This window comes from Nocardioides cavernae (genome assembly GCF_016907475.1).
Taxonomy (GTDB): domain Bacteria; phylum Actinomycetota; class Actinomycetes; order Propionibacteriales; family Nocardioidaceae; genus Nocardioides; species Nocardioides cavernae.
Map to the genome: position 1 here is coordinate 1,746,803 of NZ_JAFBCA010000001.1, position 15,335 is coordinate 1,762,137.

Below are 15,335 nucleotides of genomic sequence, written 5' to 3' on the forward strand. Positions count from 1 at the left end.
ACATTCGTCGTCGACGGAATGTGGGTGGGCCACCGCTCGGGGAGCGAGGGCCGGTCAGTCGTCGGCGTCGGCGTCGGCGCCCATCGCGTCGTCGAGGCGCTTGCGGGCACCGTCGAGCCACTGCTGGCAGACCTTGGCGAGCGCCTCGCCCCGCTCCCAGAGCGCGAGCGACTCCTCGAGGGTGGTGCCGCCGGCCTCGAGGGTGCGGACGACCTCGATGAGCTCCTCGCGGGCCTCTTCGTAGCTGGGCTGCTCCGTTGTGGCGTCACTCATCGGGGTCCTCCTCGACCAGGGTGGCTTCTTCGATGCGGTCTGTCGTGGCGTGGATGCGTCCGTCGGCGACCCGGACGGAGACGGCGGCGCCCGCCGCAGCCTGGGCGACGGACGTGACGACGTGGCCGTCGGCGTCCTGGAGCACGGCGTAGCCACGCTGCAGCGTGGCGAGCGGCGAGAGCGCCTGCGCCCGGGCGCGCTGGTGGCCGATGTCGTCGGCGGCCCGGTCGAGGCGGTGCGAGAGCGTACGACGGGCGCGCGCGAGCAGGTCGTCGAGCTCGTCGGAGCGGGCGCCGAGCAGGTTGCGGGGGTCGGCCATGGCCGGGCGTGAGCGCACCTGGGCCAGCCACTCCTGCTCGCGCGCGATGCGCTGCGTGATGACCTGGCGGAGCCGGTCGCGCGCCCACGTCACGCCCTGGACCTCCTCGGCCATGTCGGGCACGACGAGCTTGGCGGCGTCGGTGGGGGTGGAGGCGCGGACGTCGGCGACGAGGTCGAGCAGCGGCTGGTCGGGCTCGTGGCCGATCGCGGACACGACCGGCGTACGCATCTGGTGCACCGCCCTGATGAGCGCCTCGTCGGAGAACGGCAGCAGGTCCTCGATCGAGCCGCCGCCACGCGCGACCACGACGACGTCGACGTCGGCGTTGCGCTCGAGCCGGTCGAGGGCCTCCATCACCTCGCTCGCCGAGCGGGTGCCCTGCATGGCGGCGTAGGCCACCTCGAACTGCACGGCAGGCCACCGGCGGCGCGCGTTGTCGAGGACATCGCGCTCGGCGGCGCTGTTGGGCGCGGTCACCAGGCCGACCCGGCCGGGGAGGAACGGCAGGTCGCGCTTGAGCTCGGGGGCGAACAGGCCCTCCGCGGCGAGCAGCTGGCGGCGGCGCTCGAGCCGTGCGAGCAGCTCGCCGAGCCCGACCATGCGGATCTCGCGGGCAGCCAGCGAGAACGACCCGCGGTTGGCGTAGAAGCTGGGCCGGGCGTGCACGACGACACTGGCCCCCTCGACGAGGGGCGGGTTCATCGAGTCGACGAGCGAGCGGGAGCACGTCAGGGTGACCGAGATGTCGGCGACCGTGTCGCGGAGCGTCATGAAGACGGTCTGCATCCCGGGGCGCCGGTTGACCTGCGCGATCTGTCCCTCGACCCAGACGCCGCCGAGCTTGTCGATCCACTGCGAGACGGCGTTGGCGACGGCCCGCACCGGGGCCGGCGACTCGGCCGTGGCATCGCGGAGTGAGGGCACGCGGCGAGGATAGGGGAGGGCGCGGACACGCCCGTAGACTCGGGCCCATGAGCACCGACCTCGGCCTTCCTCAGGTCCTCGACCCCGAGACCGCCAAGAACGTCCTGCTCGCGGCCCCCCGCGGCTACTGCGCCGGCGTGGACCGCGCCGTGATCACGGTCGAGAAGGCACTCGACCTCTACGGCGCCCCGGTCTACGTCCGCAAGCAGATCGTGCACAACAAGCACGTGGTGGCCAACCTCGAGTCGCGCGGGGCGATCTTCGTCGAGGAGCTCGACGAGGTGCCCGAGGGGCGGACGGTGGTCTTCTCCGCCCACGGCGTCTCGCCGGCGGTCCACGCGCAGGCGTCCGAGCGCGGTCTCAAGACCATCGACGCCACCTGCCCGCTGGTGACGAAGGTCCACCACGAGGCGAAGCGCTTCGCCTCCGACGACTACGACATCCTCCTCATCGGCCACGCCGGCCACGAGGAGGTCGAGGGCACGGCGGGTGAGGCGCCCGACCACATCCAGCTCGTCGAGAGCCCGGCCGACGTCGCGCGCATCGAGGTCCGCGACCCCGCCAAGGTGGCCTGGCTCTCGCAGACCACGCTCAGCGTCGACGAGACCCTCGAGACGGTCGCGGCGATCCGGGAGAAGTTCCCGCTGCTCCTCGACCCGCCGAGCGACGACATCTGCTACGCCACCCAGAACCGCCAGCTCGCGGTCAAGGAGATCTCCTCGGCCGCCGACCTGGTGATCGTGGTCGGCTCGCGCAACTCCTCCAACTCCGTGCGGCTGGTCGAGGTGGCCCTCGAGGCCGGCGCCAAGGCGTCGTACCTCGTCGACGACCACACCGAGATCGACGAGGCCTGGCTCGACGGCGTCGAGACCGTGTCGGTCACCTCCGGCGCGTCGGTGCCCGAGGACCTCGTCGAGGGCGTGCTCGCCTTCCTCTCCGAGCGTGGCTACCCCGACGCCCGTGCCGTGCACTCGGCCGAGGAGTCGCTGATCTTCGCGCTGCCGCCGGAGCTGCGCCGCGACCTCCGCGCCGCACAGAAGGCCTGAGCAGTGGCCCGCTACCTCGACATCCACCCGGACAACCCGCAGCCGCGGCTCGTCTCCCAGGTCGTCGAGGCGCTGCGTGACGACCAGCTCATCGCCTACCCGACCGACTCCGGCTATGCGCTCGGCGCCCAGCTCGGCAACCGGGAGGGCCGCGACCGGATCCTCAAGATCCGCGAGCTCGACGACCGCCACCACTTCACGCTGATGTGCAAGGACTTCTCCCAGCTCGGGCAGTTCGTCCACGTCGACAACAACGCGTTCCGCGCCATCAAGGCCACCACGCCCGGCCCCTACACGTTCATCCTCCCCGCGACCGGCGAGGTGCCGAAGCGGCTGATGCACCCGAAGAAGCGCACCGTCGGCGTCCGGATCCCCGACCACCTGCTGGTGTGCGCGCTGCTCGAGGAGCTCGGCGAGCCGATCCTCACCAGCACCCTGATCCTCCCCGGCGAGACCGAGGCGCGGACGATGGGCTGGGAGATCAAGGAGGACCTCGACCACGTCGTCGACATCGTGGTCGAGTCGGGCGAGGTCACCGCCGAGCCCACGTCGGTGATCGACTGGTCCGACGCCGAGCCGGTCGTCGTACGCCGTGGGGCGGGCGACGTGTCTCGCTTCGAGGAGTGACCGACCGGGGTCAGTCGGCCGGCTGACCCAGCTCGCGCCCGAGCTCGGACGCGAGGTCGCCCTTGCGGCGCAGGCGCCAGCCGAGCCAGCCCAGGCACAGCGCGTAGCCGACGAAGAGGGCGACGCCGTGGGTGGCGACCCCGGAGACGACGGCCTGGAGCAGGCTGTCACGCGGGTCGGCGATCGCGTCGCGCGCGACGACGGCGACGAAGCCGAAGACCACGACCATCAGGACCGGTGGCAGCAGCGCGACGAGGTAGAAGTCCTGGCGCCGCACCAGCGCCGCCAGACCCAGGCACAACGCCACGAAGCAGAGGTCGAAGAACAGCGTGAGGCTGCCGACCAGCAGCACGTCGAGGGCGACGGCGGTCAGCGTGAGGGCGACGCCCAGGGACACGACCTGACGGGCCGGCTCCTGCCCGACCTGCCACCACGTGTCGGCCCGTGTCACGAGGCTCAACCTAGGACCGAACTCAGGCGCCCCGCGCGCGGCGCGCCGCTGCGGGCGCCGAGCCGGGGTGCTGGTCGAGCAGGTCGTCGAGCGTCGGGTCGCCCGTCGCGCCCGGGACGTCGTCGAGGACATCCAGCTCGGACGCGGCAGCCGAGCGGGGCACCGTCTCGACCTGCCGAGGTCCCTCGAGCTGGTCGTTGGTGACGCCGAGGTCGACGAAGCGGCGCGCGGACACCAGCACGCGTCCCTCGAGCGAGCCCATCGCCTGGTTGTAGGCGACGACGCTGGCGTTGAGCGAGCGACCCACCTTGTCGAGGTGGCCGGCCATCGAGCCCAGCCGGGCGTGCAGCTCCTGCCCGAGCCGCTGCACCTCCTGCGCCTGGGCGTTGAGCACCTCGTGCTGCCACCCCTGGGCGACCGTGCGCAGCAGCGCGATCAGCGTGGAGGGGGTGGCCAGGACGACGTTGCGGGCCGCGGCCTGCTCGACGAGGTCGGGCACCGCCTGGAGCGCGGCCTGGAGGATCGCCTCGCCGGGGAGGAACAGCACCACGAACTCGGGGGTGCCGGCCAACGCCTCCCAGTAGCGCCGGGAGCCCAGGTCGGCGACGTGCTTGCGCACGTGCTCGCCGAGCCGGGTCAGCGCCCGCTCGTGCTCGGCGGGGTCGTCGGCGCCGGTCAGGTCGAGGAAGGCGGCGAGCGGAGCCTTCGCGTCGACAGCGATGGTGCGTCCGCCGGCGAGGGTGACGACGAGGTCGGGGCGCAGCCGGCCGTCGTCGAGGCGCGTCTGCTCGGCGAAGTCGCAGTGGTCGACCAGCCCCGCGAGCTCGACGGTCCGGCGCAGGTGGAGCTCGCCCCACTGCCCGCGCACCTGCGGCTTGCGCAGGGCGGTCGCGAGCGTGTGGGTCTCGTGGCGCAGCACGTCGGTCGACTGGCGTACGTCGGCCACCTGCTGGTGGAGCTGGGCCTGCCAGGCCGTGCGGTCGTGGGCCAGGTCGCTCAGCTGGTCCTGCAGCCGCTCGAGCCCGTCCTGGACGACCGCGTGGTCGGCGACCCGCTGCTGCAGCGCGGCGATCGCGGTGTCGTCGGCCGGGCGGCTGCGTGCCCACAGCGCGCCGATCACGGCACCGAGGGCCAGCCCGACGGCGAGGACGGCCGCCAGGGTCAGCACGAGGGGGAAGGTGTCCATGGATCCAGCATGGCGGCGGCCACCGACAGCGCCTCGGAGCCGGTCGAGTGCGCAGCCCCGTGGCGACTGCTACCGCGAGCGCACTCGACCCGGGTCGGCGCCGGTGCCGCGGAACGTGCGCCGGTAGGCCGAGGGCGAGACGCCGAGGGATGCATGCAGGTGCTGGCGCAGCGAGGCGGCGGTGCCCATCCCGGCGCGGGTCGCGACGTCGTCGACGGTCAGGTCGGTCGCCTCGAGGAGGTGCTGGGCGTGCCGGACCCGCTGCTGGGTGACCCACGCGCCGGGGGACTGGCCGGTCTCCTCACGGAAGCGCCGGGTGAAGGTGCGCACGCTCATCGAGGCCTGCCGGGCGAGGGTCGCGACGTCGAGGGGCCGGTCGAGGTGGGCCTGCGCCCACGCGCGTACGTCGCTGGTGGTCTCGTCGGTGCGACGCGGGACGTGTCGCTCGATGAACTGCGCCTGCCCGCCGTCGCGCCACGGTGGCACCACCATGTGGCGGGCGACCGCGTTGGCGACCGCTGTGCCGTGGTCGCTGCGCACGAGGTGGAGGCTCAGGTCGATTCCGGCGCTGAGACCGGCCGAGGTGAGCACCCGGCCGTCGTCGGTGAAGAGGACGTCCTCGTCGACGGCGATGTCGGGGTAGAGGCGGCGGAAGTCGTCGGCGTACTTCCAGTGGGTCGTCGCGCGGTGGCCGTCGAGGATCCCGGCCGCCGCGAGCACGAAGGCGCCGGTGCAGATCGAGACCCAGCGGGCGTCGGCGGGGACGGAGGCCAGGGCGGCACGGAGGTCGTCGTCGATCGTCCCGTCACGCCGCGGGCCGGCGACCTGGGTGCCGGGGACGATCACGGTCTGCGCCCGGGCGAGCGCCTCGGGGCCGGCCGACGGGGCGATGGCATAGCCGCGGGTCGCCTCAACGGGCTGCCCGTCGAGGGTCACCACCGCCACGTCGTAGAGCGGGCCGCCGTCGGCGTCGCGGGCCTCGCCGAGCACCTGCGGCGGGATGGTCAGGTCGTAGCCGATGACCGGCGCGACGGCGAGGACCACCACGCGGTGCGGCTCGGCCGACGGGGAGGAGGGCGACGACGACATGGCCGAATTCTTGCACATGTTGGCGTTTCGGCCACTCGTCGGACGGCGCCGGTCGACGGGAGACTGTGCCGGTGACGATGACGACTCCTTCCGAGCCGACCCTCGGGCGGCCGCAGCGGCTGCACTGGGCGTGGGTGGTGGCCGCGGTGTCCTTCGTGACGCTCGTCGGCGCGGCCGCCTTCCGTTCCGTGCCGGGCGTGCTGATCGAGCCGCTGCACGAGGAGTTCGGCTGGTCGCACGGACTGATCGGCTCCGCGGTCTCGCTCAACCTCATGCTCTTCGGACTGATCTCGCCGTTCGCGGCGGCCCTGATGGATCGCTTCGGCGTCCGGCCGGTCGTCACGTTCGCCCTGCTGATGGTCGCCGTCGGTAGCGGCCTGACGGTCTTCATGACCGAGCCGTGGCAGCTGATCCTGTGCTGGGGCCTGCTCGTCGGCATCGGCACCGGCTCGATGTCGATGGCGTTCGTCGCCACGATCACCAGCCGCTGGTTCGTGGCACGCCGCGGCCTGGTCAGCGGCATCCTGACCGCCGGCAACGCGACCGGCCAGCTGATCTTCCTGCCCGTCGTGGCCTGGCTCGCGACCCACCACGGCTGGCGTACGGCGGCACTGCTGGCCGCCGCGGCCGCCCTCGCCGTCGTACCGCTGGTGCTCCTGCTCCTGCGCAACCACCCGGCCGACCTCGGGCTGCAGGCGTTCGGCGCCACCGCCGCCGACCCCGGCCCGCCACCTCACCAGCACGTCGGCTCCAGCGCAGGGCGTGCCCTCGCCGTGCTGCGCGACGCCGCCCGCAGCCGGACCTTCTGGCTCCTCTCCGGCGGGTTCGCCATCTGCGGGATGACGACCAACGGCCTCATCGCCACCCACTTCGTCCCGGCGGCCCACGACCACGGCATGCCGGCCACCACCGCCGCCTCCCTGCTCGCGGTCGTCGGCATCTTCGACGTCGTCGGCACGATCGCCTCGGGCTGGCTCACGGACAAGGTCGACCCGCGGCTGCTGCTGGTGGGCTACTACGTGCTGCGCGGCGTGGGCCTCATGACGCTCCCGGCGCTGATGTCGCCTCACGTCGCGCCCAGCATGTGGGTCTTCATCATCGTCTACGGCCTCGACTGGGTCGCGACCGTGCCGCCCACCGTCGCGCTGTGCCGGGAGTGGTTCGGCGCGGCGGCCGGCCCGATCGTCTTCGGCTGGGTCTTCGCCAGCCACCAGGTGGGTGCGGCCGTGGCCGCCACGGGCGCCGGGGTGGTCCGCGACGTCACCGGCGGCTACGACCCCGCCTTCTACGCCGCGGCCGGTCTGTGCGCCCTCGCCGCCGTGATGTCGTACGCCATCCGGCGCACGCCGCAGCCCGCCGTGGCACCGCCGACCGCCGCCGTGATGTGAGCCCTCAGCCGAGGTCGACGACGACCGGCGCGTGGTCCGACGGCGAGCCCGTGCCCTGCGCGGGGTCGCGCTCGTCGCGGTCGATGAAGGCGCCGGTGACCCGCGAGGCGAGCGTGGGGGAGGCGAGGACGAAGTCGATCTTGAGGCCGCGGTCGCGCTCGAAGCGCTGGCGGTAGTAGTCCCAGTAGGTGTAGCCGGCGTCGTGGGCGCGGGTCACCTCGGCGTAGCCGTCGTCGAGGAACCCCTGGAAGGCGGCCCGCTCGGGCGGCGTCACGTGCGTCGACTTCGCGAACTGCTTGACGTCGAAGACGTCGTCGTCGGTGGGGCAGATGTTCCAGTCGCCGACGAGCGCGGTCTCGCCGTCGAGCCAGCCGCTCGCGGTCGCGCGCAGTCGGGCCAGCCAGTCGAGCTTGTAGGTGTAGTGCGGGTCGTCGGGCTTGCGGCCGTTGGGGACGTAGAGCGACCAGATGCGCACCCCGCCGCAGGTGGCGCCGATCGCGCGGGACTCGGCGGCCACGGGGTCGCCCCACCCGGGCATGTCGGAGAAGCCGACCTCGACGTCCTCGAGGCCGACGCGCGACAGCAGCGCGACGCCGTTCCACTGGTTGAGCCCGGCGACGGCGATGTCGTAGCCGAGGGCCTGCAGGCCCATCAGCGGCAGCTGGTCCTCGCGGGCCTTGGTCTCCTGGAGGGCGAGCACGTCGATGTCGTGCCGCTGCACGAACGCCTCGACTCGGTCGATGCGGGAGCGGAGGGAGTTGACGTTCCAGGTCGCGATGCGCACCCGTCCACCCTAAGGAAGGCTGTTCGCCACGCATTCCGTGGGGCGAGGAACTCTTTGCACAGGAAACTCTTTACAGATCGGGGCCTCGTGCGCGAAGTTCGTCGGCACGCACCTGTCTCGGGAACTCGTGCAAACCCTGCTCCACCCTTGTCGGACGCTGACCACACCAGCTCCAGGTCACGTCCGGCGCTGCTCAGGACTCCGAGATGGCGTGTGCCAATCCCCCCATCAGGAGAGAAGAACACACATGCAGCGCAGTCGACTCGGGGTGATCGCCCTCAGCTCCGCAGCACTCCTCGGCGCGGCCCTCGCCTCACCGGCACTGGCCGCCACGGACTCGGAGATCCCGACGTTCCAGGAGTTCCACGCATCCACCTTCAAGGACGCCGACCAGCAGTACATCGTCAACGGTGACGAGCCCATCGCCGGCACCGGCGAGCTCAAGGGCTACTACGACCGGATGGTCCACGGCTCCGAGGAGGCCATGGAGAACGGCCTCGTCGTCAACACCGTCGGCGGCATCGACGACAAGTGGTCGACCTCGCAGGTCGGCAACCTGACCTACTGCGTGAGCACCAAGTTCGGCTCGCGCTACACCGACGTCGTCAACGCCATGACCAGCGGTGCGGGCCTGTGGGAGGCCGCGTCCTCGCGCATCAACTTCGTGCACGTGCCGTCGCAGGACGCCAGCTGCACGACGCGCAACAACAACGTGCTCTTCTCGGTCGAGCCGGTGCAGACCTCGCAGTACATCGCCCGCGCGTTCTTCCCCAGCTCGCCCAAGCGCTCGCGCAACGTGCTGGTCGACGACTCGATCTGGACCTCCGGATCGTGGACCCCGACCAACATCCTGGGCCACGAGCTGGGCCACACGCTCGGCTTCCGGCACGAGCACACGCGGCCCGAGGCCGGCACCTGCTTCGAGGACAACAACTGGCGCCCGCTGACGCCGTACGACTCGTCCTCGATCATGCACTACCCCCAGTGCAACGGCACCTCGAGCAACCTCAGCATGACGGCGACCGACCGCCAGGGCGCAGTCACCCTCTACGGCTCCTGATCGCCTAGTCTGGGAACAGCCCCGAGCGCCCCTTCTGTCCCGAGCGGAGGGGGCGTTCGGCCTGTGCGGACCGCCGCCCCGGATCCCCGGTCACGTCCGGGTAGCGTCGGCGCGTGTCCACCACCGCCTCGCCGTCGACGATCCTCTCCGCGCGCGACCTGCAGTTCATGCTCTTCGAGTGGCTCGACGTGGAGCAGCTGGCCGAGAGGCCGCGGTTCGCCGAGCACGACCGCGAGACGTACGACGCGCTGCTGGCGCTGTGCGAGCAGCTGGCCACCGAGCACTTCGCCCCGCACTACCGCCGCAGCGACACCGAGGAACCGGTCTTCGACGGTGAGAAGGTGCGGCTCATCCCGGAGATCGCCACGGCGCTGGAGGCGTTCGCCAAGGCCGACCTGCTCACGCTGACCCTCGACGAGGAGGTCGGCGGGCAGCAGGTCCCGCACGTGGTGGCGTCGGCGTGCATGGCGTGGTTCACCGCCGCCAACATCGGTACCGCGGCGTACTCGTTCCTCACCGTCGCGAACGCCGGGCTGCTGCTCGCCCACGGCACTCCCGAGCAGGTCGAGCGCTTCGTGACGCCGATGCTCGAGGGGCGCTTCTTCGGGACGATGACATTGTCCGAGCCGCACGCCGGCTCCAGCCTCGGCGACGTGGTCACGCGGGCCGTCCCGGCCGACGACGGCACCTACCGGATCTTCGGCAGCAAGATGTGGATCTCGGGCGGCGACCACGAGATGGGCGACAACATCGTCCACCTCGTCCTGGCCAAGCTGCCCGACGCGGCGCCGGGGACGCGCGGCATCTCGCTCTTCGTGGTCCCCAAGCACCTCGTCGGCGAGGACGGCTCCATCGGCGAGCGCAACGACGTCGCCCTCGCCGGCATCAACCACAAGCTCGGCAGCCGGGGGACGGTCAACACCGCACCCGTCTTCGGCGGCGGGGCGTTCACCCCCGGTGGCGCAGCGGGCGCCGTCGGCCACCTCGTCGGCGAGCCCGGCAAGGGCCTGTCCTACATGTTCCACATGATGAACGCGGCGCGCCTCGGGGTCGGGATGTCCGCGACCACCACGGCCTACACCGCCTACCTCAAGGCGTTGGAGTACGCCCGCTCCCGCCCGCAGGGCCGCCGGCTCGGGGCGGCCGACCCGAGCGCGCCGCAGGTGCCGATCATCGAGCACGCCGACGTGCGCCGCATGCTGCTGGCGCAGAAGTCGTACGTCGAGGGCGCGCTGGCGCTCAACCTCTACTGCTCGCGGCTGCTCGACGTCCAGGCGACCGCGCGCGACGAGGAGGAGCGCACCGGGACCGGTCGGCTGCTCGACCTTCTGACGCCGATCGCGAAGTCCTGGCCGTCGCAGTGGGGGCAGGAGAGCAACAGCCTGGCGATCCAGGTGCTCGGCGGCTCGGGCTACACCCGCGACTACGACGTCGAGGCCCACTGGCGCGACCAGCGGCTCAACCCCATCCACGAGGGCACCCACGGCATCCAGGCGCTCGACCTCCTCGGTCGCAAGGTCCTCGGCGGCGGTGGCGCCTCGCTCGTGGCGCTGGCCGCCCGGATCGGCGAGACCGTCGCCCGGGCCCGCGACCTCGGCGGGGAGCCCGCCGCCCACGCCGACGCGCTGCAGTCGGCGGTCGACCGGCTGGGCGAGGTGACGCTCGCGCTGGCCGGGCTCGGCGACCCGGAGCGGACGATGGCCAACGCCACCGTCTACCTCGAGGCCGCGGGGCACGTCGTGGTCGCGTGGATGTGGCTCGAGCAGCTCGTCGCGGTCGGGGACCGGACGGGCGACTTCTACGACGGCAAGCGGGCCGCGGCGCGCTACTTCTTCCGCTGGGAGCTGCCCAAGGTGGGCCCGATGCTCGACCTGCTCGCCTCCGGCGACACCACCACGCTGGAGATGCGCGACGCCTGGTTCTAGACCCGGTCCACGAAGTCGGTCAGCAGCCCGGGCGTCGCCCGGTCGGCCAGCGCCACGGCCACGTCGAGGCGTACGTCGCGCACCAGCACCCGCTCGGTGCCCGCGGCCGTCGTGGCCGTCAGGTCGACGAGCCCGACGCGGCGCTGCCACCACGACTGCGAGACGACCCAGCCGATGATGCCGTCGGTCTCGAGCACGGTGCGGATGCGGGCGAAGGTGCCGCCCCCGGCGACGAGGTGGTCGCCGGCGAGGTCGTGACCGAGGTGGCGGTACGACGCCTCGCCCGCCGCCGCGCCGAGGGCGAGGAGCGCGGCACCGATGACGGCGAGCCACCACCAGGTGAGGTCGAACCACCACCAGGCGACCGCGAGCAGCACGATGACGTCGAGCGCGTTGCGGAGCTGGCGGAACCACGCGCGGCGCCGGGCCTTCGGGCCGTGCTCCACGAGGCGGCCGGTCAGCGGGCCGGGACGTTCGAGGACGGCCTCGCCGACCGCGACGGCGACCCCGCGGGGGCACGGCGGCAGCACCTGCGTGACGCCGTCCTCGACGCCGGTGGCCAGCGTGGAGAGCTCGGCGCCACCGACGAGTCGCAGGAGCACCGGCTCGGTCATCTCGACGCCACGGACCTTGGCCTCCTCCACCGAGATGGACCGCGTCGTCACCAGCCCGGAGGTGAGGTGGAGCGAACCGTGCTCGCGCACGAGCCGGAAGCCCCACCACTGCAGGACGTAGCCGGCGACGGAGACCACCAGCCACAGGGCCAGCGCGCTGACGGAGAGCACGAGCACGATGGCGGCGACGGCGAACTGGGTGAGCCACTGCCACGCCGAGGTGGCCGTCTCCTCGTTCCAGATCGGGAGGTCGTCGGCGAACTGCGACAGCACCCCGAGCCCGCCGAACAGCAGCACCAGCCGGCCGAGGCTGAAGGGTGCGAAGCGCAGCCAGGACCAGTCGATGTTCGCGAGCGGCACCGCCGGTGCGGCCGGGGGAGGGGGCGGCGCAATGGGCTGGTCGGGCTGGTCGAACGACAGGTCGTCGTTCTGGCCCACGGCTGCCGGAGCGGCCTGCTGCTCCGCGACGGCGCGCCGCGTCAGCAGCGTCGTACGCAGTGCCTGGGCGTCGGCAGCGGCGAGGGCGTCGAGCGTGATGCGGTCGTCGTCGACCCCCGTGCCGATCTGCACCTTCTGCAGGCCGAGGATGCGGTGGAGCAGGGACGCCTCGAGGTCGACGCTGCGCACGCGGTCCAGCGGCGCGGTCGAGGTCTTCTTGTTGAGGATGCCGCTGCGCACCTGGATCTGGGTGCCGGTCAGGCGGTAGTGGGTGGTCAGCCACGGCAGCGCGCCGAGGACGAGGGGGCCCAGCACGACGAGCGGGAAGATGATTGGCCAGAACTTCGTGTCGCTCCGGCTGATCCCGACCAGCGCGATGACCAGGGGCACGACGAACTGCGCGACGGCCTTCACGGGATCGAGCAGCAGCTTGAGCGGGCTGAGCCGGACGAAGCCCTCGCCGGGCTCGGGGATCACGTGGCGTCGTCCTCGGTGGCCGCGGTGATGGCGGTCAGCCGTGCGACCACGTGCCGGGCGGTGTCGGCGTCGAGGCAGTCGACGGTGATCGGTCCGGCAGCCGAGGCGGTCGTGACCGTGATCGAGGCGAGCCCGAACAGCCGCATCACCGCGCCCTGGCGGGAGTCGACCGTCTGCACCCGGCTGATGGGGGCGATGCGGGTCTGCCGGCCGATCCACCCCTCACGGGTGTGGACCGCCGTGTCGGTGACCTCCCACCGGTGCACCCGGTAGCGGATCCGGGGCATCAGCACCACGTGTGCCACCGCGACGAGCGCGAGCAGGAGCACCAGCAGACCGGCCCAGCCCGGGACGCCCGGGACCAGCCACCAGACGAGCGCGGCGCCGACCACGAGCACGGCGTCGCCGACCAGAGCCGACACGGTCCAGAACGGGATCGCCTGCGGCGAGACCCGGTTGGCCGGCTCGCGCAGCACCGGCGTACCCCCCACGTCAGTCATGGGCAGGAGTCTTGCAGGTCGCCCCGAGGCGCCGGACGTCCGCGGACTTGTGCAGTCGCGCGTCGTCTCGCGGCAGCCGGGCGACTTCTGCAGGTTCATGCAGTGCAGACACCTGACCCTGCCCGAACCTTCCCCCTCCCGGTGCCGACGGGGTTGGTTGGACAGGCCAATCCGTACCCAACCGGAAGAAGTGAATCGATGTTGAACAGCAGGACCAGCCGGCTCGCCACCGCCACGATCGGGGCAGCAGCCCTGGCCCTCTCGGTGCAGCCAGGTGCGAACGCTGTCCTTGCGCAGGACGACATACCGACCTTCCAGGAGTTCCGCGCCGCGACCTTCCAGGACGTCGGCGGCCAGTACGTCGTCAACGGGGACGAGACGATCTCGTCGACGAAGAAGCTGCGCGACTACTACGACTCGATGGTCAGGAAGCAGGACTCGGGCTCGACCTCGCTGGTGGTCAACACGGTCGGCGGCGCCGACGACGTGTGGTCGGCGAGCCAGGCGGGGGCACTCACCTACTGCGTGAGCGACCGCTTCGGCGCCGACAAGGCGAACGTCGTGGCCGCGATGAACGACGGCGTGGGCCAGTGGGAGGCCGCATCGGGAGGTGTCGACTTCGTGCACGTCACGTCGGCCGACGCGAGCTGCACGGTGTCGAACAGCTCGGTGCTCTTCTCCGTGGAGCCGACCAGCACCACCCAGTACATCGCCCGGGCCTTCTTCCCGAGCAGTCCCGACAGCCAGCGCAACGTGCTCGTCAACGCCGGCTCGCTGATGAGCAGCGGCTCCTGGACGCCGGGCAACATCATGGCCCACGAGCTCGGCCACACCCTCGGCTTCCGCCATGAGCACACCCGTCCCGAGGCCGGCACGTGCTTCGAGGACAACAACTGGCGGCCGCTGACGCCGTACGACGCGGCGTCGATCATGCACTACCCGCAGTGCAACGGGTCCTCGAGCGACCTGTCGATGACCGAGACGGATCGCGCGGGGGTGCGGTCGGTCTACGGCTCCTGACGGCCGCCGAGGCGCGCAGGAGGGAGGGCCCGGCCACGCGGCCGGGCCCTCTGCCGTCCTCTCCTTTCCCGCCGGCCGCGAATCGCTCGCGCGCAGCGCGCAGCCGTAGACTCCCGGCCCGTGGCTCTCACCATCGGCATCGTCGGTCTCCCCAACGCGGGCAAGTCGACGCTCTTCAACGCACTGACCAAGAACGACGTCCTCGCGGCGAACTACCCGTTCGCCACCATCGAGCCCAACGTCGGCGTCGTGGGCGTCCCCGACGAGCGGCTGCCCCGTCTGGCCGAGGTCTTCGAGTCGGCCAAGCTGCTGCCTGCCACGGTGGAGTTCGTCGACATCGCCGGCATCGTGCGCGGCGCCTCGCAGGGTGAGGGCCTGGGCAACAAGTTCCTCGCCCACATCCGCGAGTCGGCCGCGATCTGCCAGGTCACCCGCGTCTTCCGCGACGAGGACGTCACCCACGTCGACGGCGAGGTCAACCCCGCCAACGACATCTCCACCATCCAGACCGAGCTGATCTTCGCCGACCTCGAGACCGTCGAGAAGGCGATCGCCCGGCTCGAGAAGGAGTCGCGCAAGGTCAAGGACCTCGTCGCCAACCTCGAGGCCGCCAGGGCCGCCAAGGAGGCGCTCGAGTCCGGCACCCCGATCATCGCCACCGACATCGACCGCTCCCTGCTGCGCGAGCTGTCGTTGCTGACCGCCAAGCCGTTCATCTACGTCTTCAACTGCGACGCCGACGAGCTCGCCGACGAGGCGCTCAAGGACAAGATGCGCGAGATCATCGCGCCCGCCGAGGCGATCTTCCTCGACGCGAAGTTCGAGGCCGACCTGGCCGAGATGGACGACGACGAGATGGCGCACGAGATGCTCGCCGAGATGGGCATCACCGAGTCCGGGCTCGACCAGCTCGCCCGCGTCGGCTTCGACACCCTCGGCCTGCAGACCTACCTGACCGCCGGACCCAAGGAGACGCGGGCCTGGACGATCAGGAAGGGCGCCACCGCCCCCGAGGCCGCCGGTGTGATCCACACCGACTTCCAGAAGGGCTTCATCAAGGCCGAGATCGTCTCCTTCGGCGATCTGATGGATGCCGGCTCCATGCTCAAGGCCCGCGAGGCCGGCAAGGTGCGCATGGAGGGCAAGGACTACGTCATGGCCGACGGCGACGTGGTGGAGTTCCGCTTCAACGTCTGACGGACCACTGTTTG

Annotated in this window: 15 protein-coding genes; 7 read left to right on the plus strand and 8 right to left on the minus strand. The window is 71.7% G+C overall.

Translation table 11 applies throughout. The features are described from left to right. Positions 1-54: 54 nt before the first annotated feature. Both JOD65_RS08080 and xseA read right to left on the minus strand, forming a co-directional pair. Positions 55-273 carry an exodeoxyribonuclease VII small subunit gene (locus tag JOD65_RS08080; RefSeq protein WP_191192920.1) on the minus strand — a complete coding sequence of 73 codons (219 nt, stop codon included), beginning with the start codon at positions 271-273 and terminating at the stop codon, positions 55-57. Next, a complete protein-coding gene (gene xseA, locus JOD65_RS08085) occupies positions 266-1,519 on the minus strand; it encodes an exodeoxyribonuclease VII large subunit (protein ID WP_191192919.1) in 1,254 nt (417 codons plus the stop codon). The genes JOD65_RS08080 and xseA overlap by 8 nt, the downstream gene beginning before the upstream one ends. A gap of 47 nt (positions 1,520-1,566) precedes the next feature. Between xseA and JOD65_RS08090 the strand changes: the two genes are divergently transcribed. Next, positions 1,567-2,565 (plus strand): 4-hydroxy-3-methylbut-2-enyl diphosphate reductase, encoded by a 999-nt coding sequence (locus JOD65_RS08090; protein WP_191192918.1) that lies wholly within the window; start codon positions 1,567-1,569, stop codon positions 2,563-2,565. A gap of 3 nt (positions 2,566-2,568) precedes the next feature. Next, positions 2,569-3,192: an L-threonylcarbamoyladenylate synthase gene (locus tag JOD65_RS08095; RefSeq protein WP_191192917.1), complete on the plus strand. Its 624-nt coding sequence runs from the start codon at positions 2,569-2,571 to the stop codon at positions 3,190-3,192. A gap of 10 nt (positions 3,193-3,202) precedes the next feature. Here the strand turns inward: JOD65_RS08095 and JOD65_RS08100 are convergent, their stop codons facing one another. From JOD65_RS08100 to JOD65_RS08110, 3 genes are all read right to left on the minus strand, one after another. Further along, entirely contained in the window at positions 3,203-3,643 is a 441-nt protein-coding gene (locus tag JOD65_RS08100) for a DUF6542 domain-containing protein (protein ID WP_191192916.1), read from the minus strand. Between the two features lie 22 nt (positions 3,644-3,665). Then, the gene (locus JOD65_RS08105) at positions 3,666-4,829 is read right to left on the minus strand and encodes a DNA recombination protein RmuC (protein WP_191192915.1); all 1,164 of its coding nucleotides are present in this window, start codon (positions 4,827-4,829) and stop codon (positions 3,666-3,668) included. 69 nt (positions 4,830-4,898) lie between these two features. Then, positions 4,899-5,918 carry a GlxA family transcriptional regulator gene (locus JOD65_RS08110; RefSeq protein WP_191192914.1) on the minus strand — a complete coding sequence of 340 codons (1,020 nt, stop codon included), beginning with the start codon at positions 5,916-5,918 and terminating at the stop codon, positions 4,899-4,901. A 77-nt stretch (positions 5,919-5,995) separates the two neighbouring features. On the opposite strand from JOD65_RS08110, the gene JOD65_RS08115 reads away from it, so the two are divergent. Continuing rightward, the gene (locus tag JOD65_RS08115) at positions 5,996-7,306 is read left to right on the plus strand and encodes an MFS transporter (protein WP_191192913.1); all 1,311 of its coding nucleotides are present in this window, start codon (positions 5,996-5,998) and stop codon (positions 7,304-7,306) included. Between the two features lie 4 nt (positions 7,307-7,310). On the opposite strand, the gene JOD65_RS08120 is transcribed toward JOD65_RS08115, so the two are convergent. Continuing rightward, entirely contained in the window at positions 7,311-8,090 is a 780-nt protein-coding gene (locus JOD65_RS08120; protein WP_191192912.1) for an exodeoxyribonuclease III, read from the minus strand. A gap of 247 nt (positions 8,091-8,337) precedes the next feature. Between JOD65_RS08120 and JOD65_RS08125 the strand changes: the two genes are divergently transcribed. Together JOD65_RS08125 and JOD65_RS08130 are read left to right on the plus strand one after the other, a co-directional pair. After that, positions 8,338-9,150, plus strand: a complete 813-nt coding sequence (locus tag JOD65_RS08125) for a M57 family metalloprotease (protein ID WP_191192911.1) — start codon at positions 8,338-8,340, stop codon at positions 9,148-9,150. A 113-nt stretch (positions 9,151-9,263) separates the two neighbouring features. Then, positions 9,264-11,075 (plus strand): acyl-CoA dehydrogenase, encoded by a 1,812-nt coding sequence (locus tag JOD65_RS08130; protein WP_307821020.1) that lies wholly within the window; start codon positions 9,264-9,266, stop codon positions 11,073-11,075. Here JOD65_RS08130 and JOD65_RS08135 read toward each other — a convergent pair. Together JOD65_RS08135 and JOD65_RS08140 are read right to left on the minus strand one after the other, a co-directional pair. Further along, on the minus strand, positions 11,072-12,604 hold the full coding sequence (locus JOD65_RS08135; protein ID WP_191192910.1) for a PH domain-containing protein: 1,533 nt from the start codon (positions 12,602-12,604) through the stop codon (positions 11,072-11,074). The genes JOD65_RS08130 and JOD65_RS08135 overlap by 4 nt on opposite strands. Continuing rightward, the gene (locus JOD65_RS08140; protein ID WP_191192909.1) at positions 12,601-13,104 is read right to left on the minus strand and encodes a PH domain-containing protein; all 504 of its coding nucleotides are present in this window, start codon (positions 13,102-13,104) and stop codon (positions 12,601-12,603) included. The genes JOD65_RS08135 and JOD65_RS08140 overlap by 4 nt, the downstream gene beginning before the upstream one ends. A gap of 198 nt (positions 13,105-13,302) precedes the next feature. Here JOD65_RS08140 and JOD65_RS08145 point away from each other — a divergent pair, with 198 nt between their 5' ends. Beyond that, the gene (locus JOD65_RS08145) at positions 13,303-14,124 is read left to right on the plus strand and encodes a M57 family metalloprotease (RefSeq protein WP_191192908.1); all 822 of its coding nucleotides are present in this window, start codon (positions 13,303-13,305) and stop codon (positions 14,122-14,124) included. A gap of 120 nt (positions 14,125-14,244) precedes the next feature. Continuing rightward, positions 14,245-15,321, plus strand: a complete 1,077-nt coding sequence (ychF, locus tag JOD65_RS08150; protein ID WP_191192907.1) for a redox-regulated ATPase YchF — start codon at positions 14,245-14,247, stop codon at positions 15,319-15,321. Positions 15,322-15,335: the final 14 nt, after the last annotated feature.